Origin of the sequence: Vibrio genomosp. F10 str. 9ZD137, from assembly GCF_049974785.1 — a bacterium.
In the GTDB taxonomy this organism is placed as follows: Bacteria; Pseudomonadota; Gammaproteobacteria; order Enterobacterales; family Vibrionaceae; genus Vibrio.
In genome coordinates this window covers 1-13,571 of record NZ_JBNGCJ010000589.1, presented here as the reverse complement: position 1 = coordinate 13,571, position 13,571 = coordinate 1, and the positions used below count along the sequence as shown (strand labels likewise).

Below are 13,571 nucleotides of genomic sequence, written 5' to 3'. Positions count from 1 at the left end.
ACCGCTCTTCCGATCTTAATGCCGGTGGTGTTCGAAATTCATTGCATCCAGGGGATGTCTCTGTCGCGGATATTGCTGGAAAATTGTTGCCTTTTGCTGTGCCGATCGGCGTCTATCATATTAAAGGTAAATACCTAGCTCATGTGCTGGAAGGTGCCATTAATAACGCGACGAATAATGGCGTTGATGGGACCGGTTCTGGGTCTTATCCTTACACCCATAATCTTCGCTTTCATTATTCACCTAGCGCCCCTTTAGGTGAGAGAATACAAGACCTTAGAATATATAAACAGGATTTTGGCTGGGTCACGTTGGATCCAGAAATGGTCTATACCGGTTCGTCTTCGGCGTACACAATGAAAGGAAAAGAAGGGTACGACGCGATCCTCAACATGAAAGACGAAGGGGTGGTAACTTCGCTTTCTATGGCCGATTGCTTTACAGAGCTATTAACGGAATTTCCTGACAAGCTGAATCAAATCAATGAAAACGTGCGCTGTGGTGAAGCTTAATCACGCACAAAAGATCTTGGCTTAATCTTTGCTTCTCTTTTGATGTTATTTACGCGTCTTCGTTGGGAGAAGATGCGAAGATGTGGGGGGAGGTAATAATGTGGAGTCGTGATTGGTTCGATGTCATGGTGGTGGTATCTTGGGTTTTGGTTTGGGCGGCTTTAGTCTATTTCATGCCATTCTCAGGGATATAGCCCTAAAATACAGCCACTCAGGTGGCTGTAAATATCGTTTCAGTATTTACCATTCCTTTTGAAATCATTTCTTTGCTACTATCAGCCCTAAGTATCGTCACCAAGATTGGTTCAGGGCATTATGAAGTTTCTTCACACCTCTGATTGGCACTTAGGCCGTCAATTTCACAATATTTCTCTGCTCGAAGATCAAAAGGCTGTGCTCATTCAGCTCATTGATTATATTCGTCAGCACCCCGTGGATGCCGTTATTATTTCGGGTGATATTTATGACCGCTCGGTCCCCCCGACTGCCGCGATTGAACTGATGAATATGACCGTGAACACGATTTGTAGCGAATTAAATACGCCGATAATTATGATTCCGGGAAATCATGATGGCGCTATGCGTTTGGGCTTTGGCTCAGAACAAATGCGAAGTTCAGGGCTGCATATCATCAGTTCATTTGAAGACATGATGGCCCCTATTGTTTTAGAAACAGAACAAGCTGGAAAAGTGGCGTTTTACGCCATGCCCTACAATGATCCTGAACTTGTTCGCCATCATTTTAACCAGCCCGTTTCAACACATGATGAGGCTCACCAGTTTTTGACTGGTGAAATCGTGAAAGCGTTCATGCCGAACCATCGACATGTTTTGCTCAGCCATTGTTATGTTGATGGGGCAATAGAATCAGAATCGGAACGTCCATTGTCTATCGGTGGTTCGGACAGAGTAAGTCATAAGCACTTTACGCCGTTTGACTATGTGGCACTGGGTCATTTACACCAGCCACAGAAAAAAGGTGAAGACTTCATTCGCTACTCTGGCTCGCTGATGAAATACAGTTTTTCAGAGCAGCACCAGAAAAAAGGGGTGACTTTGGTTGAGCTTGATCGCAACGGTTTTCAATCGGCTCAGCACATTGATTTGGTCGCGCCGCATCAAATGAGGATCATCGAAGGGGAACTCAATGAGATCATCGCGGAGGGTCACAGTGACCCGCATTCCCATGACTATTTACTCATTCGGTTGACCGACAAACACGCCATTTTAGACCCTATGGAAAAGCTGAGAGCGGTGTATCCCAATGTCTTACATATTGAGAAGCCTGGAATGCTTATAGGCATCGAGCAGCAAATGAGTAAAGCCCGTTTGGCGAGAGGAGAAATCGACATGTTCAGAGATTTCTTTTTGGAAGCCCAGAAGAGCAGTTTGTCAGAACAACAAAACGACACCATTTTGAAAGTGATCCAAGAGCTAACCAATGAACAGAAGGGATAACCATGCAGCCAATTAATCTCACACTGCAAGCATTTGGGCCTTTTGCGAATCAACAAGTGATCGATTTTACCGCTATGGGTAACGCCCCGTTGTTTTTGATTAATGGTCCAACCGGGTCAGGAAAAAGCGCCATTTTGGATGCTATCTGCTATGCGTTATATGGTGAAACTACGGGCAGTGAACGAACCGGCGATCAAATGCGTTGCGACTACGCGGATGTCTCACTGCTCACCGAAGTCAGTTTTGAGTTTAAACTCGGTGCCGTTTCATACAAAGTGGTTCGATCGCCGGAGCAAGAAGTGCCGAAAAAAAGAGGCGATGGTACGACGGAAAGAAAACACAGCGCGACACTGTATCGTTTGAATACCGATGAAGAGCAGCTGATTGCGAACAAGCCAATCCCAGTATTAAAAGAAATTCGCGAACTTATTGGCCTTGATGTGAAGCAGTTTCGTCAAGTGATGGTGTTACCTCAGGGTAAGTTTAGAGAGTTGTTGACGGCGACTTCTAAAGAGCGTGAACAGATATTTGGTCAGCTATTTCAAACTCATATTTATACGGCCATTGAACGCGCATTGTTTGATCAGGCCGCTGGGATAAGAAAAGCGAAAGACGAGTTTGATAATCAAATAAAAGGCGTTTTAGATGTTGCTAATGTTGACAGTGAAAAGCAGTTGGAGCAAAACTTAAATGAGGTGACTGATCGCCTAAGCGAATCAAAGCAGCGCCTTGACCTATCTAAGAGCGTCTTAGATAAAGCCACGTTAGAAGAAAAAGCATCACAGGAACTCAAGCAGAAATTTAGCCATTTAGCCCAGAAGAAACAGCAGCTCAATGATCACTTGAACGAGGAAAATCACGTAAAACAATTACGCGTTCAACGAGATAATGCGTCATTTGCTCTCTCAATGGCGGTTTGTCATTCTCAATTCAAAGGCAATCATAAAGCGTTAAGCGATAATTTGGCTGAGCTAGAGCAGTCTAGCGTGGCATTGGCTCTCGCTAAAGAAACGTTATCTAAATCGGAAGCAAATTTGAAACAAGCTCAGTTAGCACAAGCTGGGCTCGCTGAGATACAAAACCAGATATTTAATTTGGATTCCGTTCGTTCTAAGTTAGTTGAGCGATCTGAGTTCGAGATAAAGTTGATTGAAGCTCAACGCAGCTGTGTATCGGCTGAAATAAAGCGCGATGAGTTGCAAACTGAGATGGCTCGATTGGAAGTGCAAATCGCCAGTAAAAGAATCGATCTCGACAACGCCAAGCACAATCAACAGCAATTGCCCATTCTTCAACAGCAACTCGATACTCTTATCGAGCAGCGCACGTTAGAGCAGAAGAAGTGGAGATTAGAACGTCAACAAAAAACGCAGTTTGAACATCAGGATAAGTTAGAGGCTAAACTAACCGCGGCAAAAGAACAAACGGAAAACGCCATCGCTTATGCAGACAATCTAGAATATCTATGGCATTCAAGCCAAGCTGCGCAATTGGCAAAACATCTCAATATTGATGAACCATGTCCAGTCTGTGGCAGTGTCGAGCACCCAAAACTTGCTGTATTTACTCGTGAGGAAGTAACGAAAAAAAATGTCGATATCGCACGAGGACACCAAAAAGAGGTCGCCAAAATAGAGCAAAAATGTCTGGATGATTTGGCTCAATGTGGCAAAGAGATCGCAATAACAGAACAAGCTATTTTGGGTATTAACGATCAGCTTCTGGCTCGTCCTTCTCTGACTGCAGAAGAGACAGACAAAACGATTGCACAGTTAGAGCATAAGATAGCCGAGATCAAACAAGTGAGGATCGAGTCTGTTGAATCGTCACTGCGCGAAATAGAGCAGGCGCTACTGGAGGTTAAAACCAATCTAAGTACCCAGTTAGAATATGTGAATATCGCTCAAGTATCGATGGCCCGCATACAGACAGAAGTAGACTCGAGAACTGAGAATATGCCTCAAGAATTCGGTGATTTAGTCTCGGTTGATGCTAAGTTGCGGAGTCTAAATGCTGAAATAGCTCGCGTGGTTAACCAAGAGAAAATAGCGAGGTCACATTTTGACCAGTCGCAGCAGTCGTTTGTGTCGGCACAAGCAAAAAACCAAGAATTAGAAAAACAAAAAGCCTTGTTAATTGTGGCGCGAACCCAAACTGATGAGCAATGGAATACGGCGTTAACAGATAGCCCATTTTCCACTGAAGCTCATTACATAGAAAGTGCATTGAACAAATCAGCAATCGATGCGTTAGAGCTAAGAATTTCCCAATTTGAGCAAACTAAAACAGCGTTGACTACCGAGTTAATTGCGATAGAAGCTAGCCTGGCTGATAAAGTGTTACCGGATGTTGATCACCTCATACAGCAGAGAGAGACGGCTGAATTGGAGTATGATGACCTATCTCAGCAACACACGCTGCTTCAGTCGACGCAGCATCGTTATCATGAAGTTCAGAAAAAGCTCAAGTTGCTCAAGCAGCAGAACGAAGAATTAAACAAGCAATATGAAGTGGTGGGTACGCTCAGTGATGTTGCCAATGGCAAGACAGGATCAAAGATCAGTCTACACCGCTTTGTCCTTGGTGTGCTTTTAGATGATGTGTTGATTCAAGCATCATTGCGCTTGCGTAAAATGAGCAAAGGTCGCTACGAACTTAAACGTAAGACTCAAAGAACAAAGGGTAACGCTGGTTCAGGGCTCGATCTTCTTGTGGAAGATGGCTACACCAGTAAAATGCGAGATGTGGCGACGCTATCGGGTGGTGAATCATTTATGGCCGCTCTAGCCCTGGCATTAGGCCTCTCTGATGTTGTTCAGTCATATAGTGGCGGGATTCGTTTGGATACACTATTTATTGATGAAGGGTTTGGCAGTCTCGATCCTGAATCACTCGATCTAGCCATTGAGACCTTGATTGATCTTCAACAAGGAGGAAGAACCATAGGGATTATTTCCCACGTGAGTGAGCTCAAAGAACAAATGACATTGAGAATTGACGTAGAGCCAAGTCGAACTGGCAGTGTCGTACGAGTCATTCATTGATCATAGCGGATACTGAGCCGTTCGTGATCTGAACGGCTACTTTCATCTTGAGCGTACGTTTCTGCATAGGCTTTCTTAAGAAAAGTTCTTTGAGAATGAGAAATCGACGCTAGGAAAGAGGCTCTATATGCACTCGTAGGCTGTAGAAAAATCGAAGTGTTTATTAGCAGAAGCTGTATGAATACGCTACCGTAAAAGCATAGGAATAAATGAGTAGGCGCGTCGCTTGGTCGTATTGAAACCTGTATCAATAGGAATTGATCGACGGTTCAAGAGGACTAAGCTGACATTAAACACAGTGAGCAAATTTAGTGTCAATGCGCCTTTACTAGGAAGTTGGAATGACTCTTGTTAATAAGATATACAAGTATGCTGAGCCTAATCTTAATATTGTCGGCTGGATGGGTTTTGTAGGCTTTCCGTTTTATTACTATATTTGGTCGTCAGTGTTCCCTCAGCCCTATGAAAACCTACCTTTACGGATTGTTTGTTCGCTCGCGTTATTAATGCTGGCGCTAAGAGACTTTGTTCCTCGTTCATTACATAAATATTTACCGCATTACTATGTGTGGGCAATTGCTCTGTGCTTACCGTTCTTTTTTTCATTCATGTTGATGATGAACGATTGGTCCATTGTTTGGGTTATGTCTTTTATGGCATCGATCTTTCTTCATATACTCCTGGTCCATGAAACACGCATTCTTGTCATGCAATGTGTTGTGTCTATTAGCTGTGCAATACTCGCGAGTTATTTTGTTGGTGGCCAAATGGATTGGCATGAGATTGATTGGTCTTATGTACCGATTTTTGTCTTTACCTATATGTTTGGAAACATCTTCTATTTTAGAAACCAGATGGAACATGAGTCTAAGATAGCGCTAGCCAAGTCTTTCGGTGCAGGTATCGCACATGAAATGAGAAATCCATTAAGTGCTTTAAAAGCGACGATAGATTTATTAAAAACCATGTTAGTTGACCATAGTGTGTCGGCACCCACGCCATCTGAAAAAGATCAAAAGATAGTGAGTGAGTTATTAGATGATGCGAGTGAAATTATTAAAAATGGCAATGAAGCCATCGACTTGCTGTTGACGTCTATCGATGAAAATCGGGTTTCTCGTTCGACTTTTTCGATACACACCATTGAAGAGGTTCTGTCTGATGCCATTAACAGCTATCCCTACAAATCCCTCAATGCAAAAGATTCTGTCGTGGTATCAAAAAGTGAAAACTTTGAATTCTTAGGCAGCGACACGCTTTTAAAGTATGCATTGTACAATCTGTTCAAAAATGCGTTTTATTATCAGGGTGAAGAAACGTTTCGATTGGACATTCGTGTAGAATCTACGCACGAATTTAATGTACTTTCTGTTCGAGACAATGGGGTTGGCATTGAAAAAGAGAAGATAGGTTCGATATTCAATGATTTCTACACGTTTGGAAAAAATGGCAGCTTTGGACTCGGGTTGCCCTTTTGCCGACGTGTGATGCTCTCGTTTGGTGGGGATATTGTGTGTCATTCCGAAAAAGGGGAGTGGACTGAGTTTGTCTTAATGTTCCCGAAATGTGATTCAGATGGGGTTAAAGATATTAAGCTCGATCTTATCCGAAATAAATCCATTCTATCGATTAATGTTGAGCTGCCCATAACAAAAGCGTTAAACGACGGTTCTTTTTATCGCGGCTACTCTTTCCAAACCGTTTCTCTTAGTACTGCTCTGAACAGAGAAGAGTATCAATTTGAGTATGATTTAATATTCGTCGATCTCGATGAAATAGATGAACTGGCTCTCGCTTTACTAGAGGATAAACTCTCCTTTACTGAGGCCAAAATAGTTTACTTATATCAACCGGATAAACACTACCATTCAAATTTTAATCGCTTTCTATCTTGTTGTGCCGTGAGTAAAAAAGACATGACATTATCGTTACCCCAAACGCTAGAATGCTTGTTTTTTGTCCCCAGTTGCGATGATAAGAATGCGATACCCAAAAAAACGATGGCGTACACAAGCACAACGGTGTTGCTGGTCGATGATAACGATTCTCTGCGTTTTTTGACCACTCTGTTACTCACTCAGCAGGGCTTTCAAGTCGTAGAAGCCAAAGATGGCAGTGAAGTGTTTAAGCTTGTCGATAGCGAGGACGTTGATATCATCATTATGGATATAGAAATGCCTCATGTTGATGGTTATAAGGCAACGCAGATATTGAGAGCATCAGGCCATATAAAATCAAATATCCCCATTATTGGGCATACAGGAAATAATAGCCAAGAATGCATTGACCAGATGAAACACGTTGGCATGAATGACTATGTGATTAAGCCGGCAACCAAAGATGCGTTACTAGAAAAAATAGAACACTATGTTTAATCGATACCATGGCGCCTAAAAATGATCTTCTATTTTATGAGCTAATCGGACCAAAAATAGTTTATATTTACGGTTATATGAAATACAGGTCAGGCTCATTAAAAGCATGGCGAAAAATAGAGATAACGTGTTCTATCTGATCTTTCGTAATGCCAGAGTTTATCGAAAGACGAATGAGGTTTTTATTATTAGGCGTCGCAGGGGGGCAGAATACCGACCCCAATACGCCATGCTTCTCAAGATAAGTTCTGACATTTATCGTGTTAGTGGAATCACCCGTTTCAATCGCTATTATTTGAGATTGGCTGCGGATGTTAAAGCCAATTTTTTTCAATCCTTGGATCAGGGTATTTGCATTCTCAAATAACGTTTCTCTTGCCTGATCACATGTTTTGACTACTGAAAGAGTCGCTCTGATTCTTTCTAATTCACTTTCCATCATCGCTGAACTAAAAATAGACGAGTAAGCAGAATAAGGCAGACTCTCGCCGAAACGGTTGTTACACCATATTGCGCCAGCACGATAAGCAAACGTTTTTGCCAGGCTTGCGGTCATAAAGTCAACATCGGCAGAAATATTGAGATGCTTTAGAAGCCCTGCACCTTGCGGACCGTGCGTACCCAATGAGTGAGATTCATCAACAACGGTCGCGCAACCAGCGTTTTTTGCGACGGCAACGATATCGATCAATGGCGCAATAGTCCCCAGAGTACTGTAAATCGAGTCAACGATAACGATACCTGGGCCGTTTCGACCAATTAAACGCTTCAAATGACGGGTGTTATTATGCATAAAAGGGAAAATGTTGGCGCCAGCATATCGAGCGCCTTCCCATAACGACATGTGAGTAAAAAAATCGATATATACATTGGTTTGGGAATGACAAATGGTTTGCATTAAAGCGGTATTAGCAATCCAACCGGATGGCGCAATGATGCAGTGATCAAACTCGGTATAGTTCGACATTTCACAAGCGGTTTTTCTGCTGAGTGCGTCATTATGTAAAAATACGTTCGACATAAATGAATTATTTTTACTTGATAGTAATGAAGCAACCTGGGCACCGATAACCGATGGGTGGTGACCTAAATTTAAATAGTCATTGCTTTGCAGAATAACATCTCCCGGAGAAGGGGCCTTTCCCAGCACTAAGTTCTTGCCTTTATCGGCAGGAATAATCAAACGGTTGAGATCGTGTTCTAATTTTTTAGCGCAAGCCTCAGGCAGTATTGATGATTTTTTATAATTCATAGTTCCACCTTATTTTTATTATATTGGTTGATTGGGTATTAATAAAAATATCTATGACAGCAAAACATGAACTGGTCGACAACGAAAAACTGTTTTTTTAGTTACGGTTGGAAATAAACGTTTTGAGAAGGAATTAGGAGCGTGAATCCGGACCATCACGGCGTCTAATTAAAATAATGTCTAAGAAGAAAAGAACAGACATTTAAAAAAAGTTAATAATTGACTAGTAAATCATTGATAAAATTTCGTGATTAAAATTAGTAGAAAATGGTGTTCGTTTATCTAAAGTGGTTATTCTTGATGCGAAATTTGTCATTGAGGTAGAGAGGGGCGGTTAAGCCCCAAACGATGATCGTTGAAATAATAAACTAAGACTTTTGACCGAGTTGGGGCCAGTACATTTTGATGAATCCGATAGAGACCCAAATAACTAAGCCAGTAGAAATAGTCACTTCCAAGAAGCCGAATTTATGAAGCCAGTGCCAGTGTGGATGATACTCGTCAAAAAAGTCAGTCAATCGGTACATTGCTACAGAGCTAATCACAGAAGGAAAGGTGATTGCCGCTATTGAAGGCTTAAATTGAAGACGCAGTAATCTGAAATAGCATAAATAGATAAACAGCGTCATAGTGACAGCAATACCCGCTAATGCACCCGTTAAAATAGGGTCTGGGTTAGGAAAGTTGACCAGGTAACTGGCTAGCGATAGGTTGATAGGCGCTGCCATGATTGCCAGGGTTGGTTTAGCTCGAACCGACAATGCGCCTTCAAATACCAAGCGATAAAGAACCACAGGAAGCATAAAGAAGTAGATTGCGATACATGTGTTAACTAGAGTCGAAGAAAACACGGTGTATCCAAATTGAGTCCCTGCAAGTGAGCTACTGATTAACCCTACCGGATACAAGAACCAACTAGGCAATATATGCGACATTTTGAAGTTAGAGAGCTGAAATGTGAAGAACAACGTCATCATAGAAAGGTGAAGTAGTAGAGCTGCGAACCAAATAGGATAAGCAATAATCGGGGAAACTGCGGCCAAATAGTCACATAGCATCAGTAAAGACATACTGATGGGGGCCATTAAACTCCCACTGACAGGATGACGAAGATCACTAATGAACGTTCTAAAATGAGTGGTGTATTTTAGTAAGACTGGAAGTAATAAAAGCGCGCCAATGCCTGCAAGGTAGGGTCTAATTAAATCACCATAAAAAGGTAAGTAAAGATCCCATGCTTGACCTAAACCAATCATGCCTAGCGCTAAAGAAGCTTGCGATGGTGGTACGCCGCTAAATTGAATAAATCGTTTCCAGTTCAATATTTACTCCGTATTCGAATACTGCATGTGAAAAATCTTAGGGATCAAGATTTTACCCGGCGAATAGTATCAATCTAGTCGGTTGATTTGCAAACAGTATCCGTAATATTTCAATGGTTACTACTGAGCGTGAGGCTTCCATGGTTGAGTGTTAGTTGACGGACTGTTTGAAAAGTAAGTGTCCGGTTCTTAATGGATAAGGAATACAAGACGAAATAATGTATGCCTATGAGCTTGAAGTGTGATCGATATCACTAACTGTGCTTGTGTTTTTGCAGATTTGAACCATAGTTAATGGGTAAGGCAATCTGAACCACCGACTCGCAGGGAGGAACGCAAAGGGTCTTACGCACAATTTGGATGGATTCAATGTAACAAAAATTTAGCTCCTCGTAACAGTTCAAGTTGCATCTTTGATGACTTGATTCGCGAACTCACGATTGAGTAACGAGGGATAGGGCGCACTTAATTCGGTGCGCCTTTCGTCGTTTAGGCATTTTGAAACCGAGCCTTTCTCTATATAATCCCTTAATAACTTCTTATGTAAAGGTTCTTTCATGAACAATCGTGTTCCCACTAATATCATCACCGGATTCTTGGGCGTTGGTAAAACGACAGCCATACTCAACTTACTAAAGAACAAACCAGAAGAAGAAAATTGGGCGGTGCTGGTCAATGAATTTGGCGAAATAGGCATAGATGGTGCGATTTTGGCGGAAAATGGGGCGATGATTAAAGAAGTGCCCGGTGGCTGTATGTGTTGTACCGCAGGTGTTCCAATGTCGGTTGGGATCAATGCATTGTTAAGACGAAATCCTGATCGTTTGATCATCGAACCAACAGGGCTTGGACATCCTAAAAAAGTGGTGGCAACGCTCATTTCACCTCAGTACCAAAACTATGTTGATCTGAAAGCGACGATTGCACTCGTTGACCCGCGAAATTTGAGTATCGACAAATACATTGAAAATCAGAATTTCAATGATCAACTCGCGACAGCAGACGTTGTCATCGCCAATAAGATGGATCAATGTGATAGCAACGACTTAGACGTGTTCGAACGTTGGGTTGCACAGCAGAATCCAACTAAGGTCTTGAGTCAAACCGTCGTTCAAGGGCAGATCCCTTTGGAAACGCTCGATATCACGAGACGTGAAACTGATGCGTCTGCTCAGATTGAAGAGCATCACCATCATCATGCAGAGATGGAGCCTCAGTTTCAACTGCCACCAGGGCAAGCTTTTGTCAGAAAAGAAAACGCTGGTCAAGGCTATCACAGTTGTGGATGGCTTTTTGGCGCAGAGCACTCATTTGATTTTGACGAACTGTTTTCCATGTTTAGTGCATTGACAGCAGAACGCGTTAAAGCGGTGGTGAATACAAATCAAGGTTGCTTTGCTTTTAACATTGCTAATGGCGTGGTTTCTGTCAATGAGATATCGCTAGAGGGTTTCGAATCTAGAATTGAAGTCATTGATACCGAGCTAATGCCATGGGATCAACTCGAAACGGTTCTACTTAAAATTGCCGGCATGTAACGGTGTGGTACTCAGTGTTTGTATGTAAGGGGTTTTGTGTCTTTGTACCTATGAATCGTTAACTGTCAGAACAGTTCTGAGCGATTACAAGTTAAGTTGTTACTTGAATAATGATTGAAGAAAAGCGCTCATCGGATAATGTCTATCGTTTGAGCGCACAGTACCAGTGTACATTGCTAGGATGCAAAGCTAGCCTCTATTGACCGGCATTCGCTGACCAAAGAGCTAACGCTTATTTCGAAGGTAGCGCTTACGTCGCTCTTCTTTTTTCTTAATTTGTTGCTCTATTTTTTTCGCTGTTTCAATTTCGACTTCAACCAGCTCTTTGGTGATCATCTCTGGAAGCTCTAGAGTAATTTGCCCCAGTGTCCCATTGCGAAGTTCATGAAGAAGAATCTCAGAGGCTTTATGGAGGTCAACACGACCACCAGAGCGTAAAGCCCCTCGTTTGCGTCCAATCTCTTCCATCAGCTCAACATCCGACTCAGGCAATTCATCGATCATGTAGCGCTGCTTGAGCTTTTCTGGGTATTGTTTTGCAAGATATTCAACGGTGTAGAAAGCCACTTCGTCGTATTCCATTGCGGTGTCTTTTACCGCTCCCGTCGCAGCTAAGCGGAAACCACTGTGTGGGTTTTCTACTTTTGGCCATAAAACGCCAGGGGTGTCTGAAAGCACCACACCGTTTTGCAGGTTGATACGTTGCTGACGACGAGTAACTGCAGGCTGGTTGCCCGTGACCGCGATAGTTCGACCAGCGAGTGAATTGATGATGGTGGATTTACCGACATTTGGAATCCCCATGATCATGGTGCGAATATTCTTTCCGATTTCTTCTCGATGGGGAGCCAGTTTACGGCAGAGATCCATGACTTTATTTACTTCATGAGCCTGGGAAGTAGTAATAGCGATGGCTTTCACTCCTTGTTCTTTTTCAAGGTGATCTATCCATAATTGGGTAAGCTCCGGATCCGCTAAATCTCTTTTATTCAGTACTTTTATTACCGGCGTTTCGCCACGTAGCTTGGAAATGACCGGGTTCTCACTACTAAATGGTATACGAGCATCAAGTACTTCGATAATGACATCGACCTGAGGAATCGCTTCTTCAATCTCTTTAAGGGCTTTATGCATGTGCCCTGGAAACCATTGGATTGTGTTATTAACCATTTGAAAATAATGCCTTAAATAGTGTTGTTTTGACCGAGTGATTACCGACGTTCGGTCAACATTCATTAACTTAATCTTGCGCCATTGTACTTTTGCGCGCCTGTACTTTTGCGCAATTGTACTAAAGATTCACGCGGTTGTATTCAATGGATCCATTCATCGTAGACCTATGCGTTATTGTTTAGGCTAGTGTGAAGCTGTGTTTATGAGCTTGTGTTGATAAGTTTGCCCAAGAGGTTTTTGAATCATGTTCTAGAAGTGATACTGACAATAGCGTAGTGTGGTAGGAGTAATCGAAGCGAAATCATAAGAAATACAAAGGGTAATCATGTTTAAGGAAAAACAGTTGAAGAAGGGTATAGTGAAAATGGAACTGGGTATCTATGTGGTGGATGCATTTACCGACGTTCAATTTAAAGGAAATTCGGCGGCAGTGGTTCCATTAGAGCATTGGATAGATTCAGCGCAGATGCAAAGTATCGCGATTGAAAATAATCTCTCTGAAACTGCTTTTATCAAACAAACCTCAGATAACCATTATCAAATCCGTTGGTTCTCGCCAATAACCGAAATAGACTTTTGTGGCCATGCAACGCTGGCTGCTTCATTTGTACTGTTTAACTACCTCGGTTGTGAGGGCGAAATCACCTATGAAACATTGAGTGTTGGTGAGTTAATGGTGGTTCAGCGGTTGGACGGTGGTATTGAAATGAACTTCCCTAAGCAGCCTCTTCAGTCAGTTTCAGATATCCCAGAGCATTTACTAAAAGGATTATCAATAACGCCTCAGCAAGTATTAAAGAACAATCAAGCTTATGTCGCGGTATTGGCTTCTGAACAAGAAGTCAAAGAAGTCAGTTATGACAGTGAGCAGCTCAAGCGGTTGGCGCCTTTTGATGT

At 42.4% G+C, this 13,571-nt stretch carries 8 protein-coding genes and 2 pseudogenes; 7 read left to right on the top strand and 3 right to left on the bottom strand.

Annotated features, from left to right (window positions below; all coding sequences use genetic code 11):
• From ACP45E_RS14280 to ACP45E_RS14260, 5 genes and pseudogenes are all read left to right on the top strand, one after another.
• A partial coding sequence (locus ACP45E_RS14280) for a 5'-nucleotidase C-terminal domain-containing protein (protein ID WP_198927726.1) occupies positions 1-512 on the top strand: 512 nt, incomplete at its 5' end.
• Between the two features lie 315 nt (positions 513-827).
• Positions 828-1,970 carry an exonuclease SbcCD subunit D gene (locus ACP45E_RS14275; protein ID WP_017038162.1) on the top strand — a complete coding sequence of 381 codons (1,143 nt, stop codon included), beginning with the start codon at positions 828-830 and terminating at the stop codon, positions 1,968-1,970.
• Positions 1,971-1,972: 2 nt separating this feature from the next.
• Positions 1,973-2,128 (top strand): annotated as a pseudogene (locus ACP45E_RS14270) (AAA family ATPase); the annotation flags it as partial.
• 2,292 nt (positions 2,129-4,420) lie between these two features.
• A pseudogene (locus tag ACP45E_RS14265) lies at positions 4,421-5,014 on the top strand (SbcC/MukB-like Walker B domain-containing protein); the annotation flags it as partial.
• A 341-nt stretch (positions 5,015-5,355) separates the two neighbouring features.
• Positions 5,356-7,389, top strand: a complete 2,034-nt coding sequence (locus ACP45E_RS14260; protein WP_017038160.1) for a hybrid sensor histidine kinase/response regulator — start codon at positions 5,356-5,358, stop codon at positions 7,387-7,389.
• A 73-nt stretch (positions 7,390-7,462) separates the two neighbouring features.
• Here ACP45E_RS14260 and cqsA read toward each other — a convergent pair whose 3' ends face one another.
• Together cqsA and ACP45E_RS14250 are read right to left on the bottom strand one after the other, a co-directional pair.
• Complete coding sequence (cqsA, locus tag ACP45E_RS14255; RefSeq protein ID WP_017038159.1) at positions 7,463-8,641, bottom strand: alpha-hydroxyketone-type quorum-sensing autoinducer synthase; 1,179 nt, start codon at positions 8,639-8,641, stop codon at positions 7,463-7,465.
• Positions 8,642-9,009: 368 nt separating this feature from the next.
• A complete protein-coding gene (locus ACP45E_RS14250) occupies positions 9,010-9,963 on the bottom strand; it encodes a TDT family transporter (protein ID WP_017038158.1) in 954 nt (317 codons plus the stop codon).
• Positions 9,964-10,520: 557 nt separating this feature from the next.
• Between ACP45E_RS14250 and ACP45E_RS14245 the strand changes: the two genes are divergently transcribed.
• Positions 10,521-11,501 (top strand): CobW family GTP-binding protein, encoded by a 981-nt coding sequence (locus tag ACP45E_RS14245; protein WP_017033652.1) that lies wholly within the window; start codon positions 10,521-10,523, stop codon positions 11,499-11,501.
• 225 nt (positions 11,502-11,726) lie between these two features.
• Here the strand turns inward: ACP45E_RS14245 and ylqF are convergent, their stop codons facing one another.
• A complete protein-coding gene (gene ylqF, locus ACP45E_RS14240; protein ID WP_017038156.1) occupies positions 11,727-12,671 on the bottom strand; it encodes a ribosome biogenesis GTPase YlqF in 945 nt (314 codons plus the stop codon).
• Between the two features lie 367 nt (positions 12,672-13,038).
• Between ylqF and ACP45E_RS14235 the strand changes: the two genes are divergently transcribed.
• Positions 13,039-13,571: PhzF family phenazine biosynthesis protein (locus ACP45E_RS14235; RefSeq protein ID WP_069585154.1), on the top strand; the 533-nt coding region annotated here is incomplete at its 3' end.

Coding starts and splice junctions, on each gene's coding strand:
- ACP45E_RS14245 (WP_017033652.1), top strand. CDS start 10,521: ATGAACAATCGTGTTCCCACTAATATCATCACCGGATTCTTGGGCGTT.
- cqsA (WP_017038159.1), bottom strand. CDS start 8,641: ATGAATTATAAAAAATCATCAATACTGCCTGAGGCTTGCGCTAAAAAA.
- ACP45E_RS14275 (WP_017038162.1), top strand. CDS start 828: ATGAAGTTTCTTCACACCTCTGATTGGCACTTAGGCCGTCAATTTCAC.
- ACP45E_RS14260 (WP_017038160.1), top strand. CDS start 5,356: ATGACTCTTGTTAATAAGATATACAAGTATGCTGAGCCTAATCTTAAT.
- ylqF (WP_017038156.1), bottom strand. CDS start 12,671: ATGGTTAATAACACAATCCAATGGTTTCCAGGGCACATGCATAAAGCC.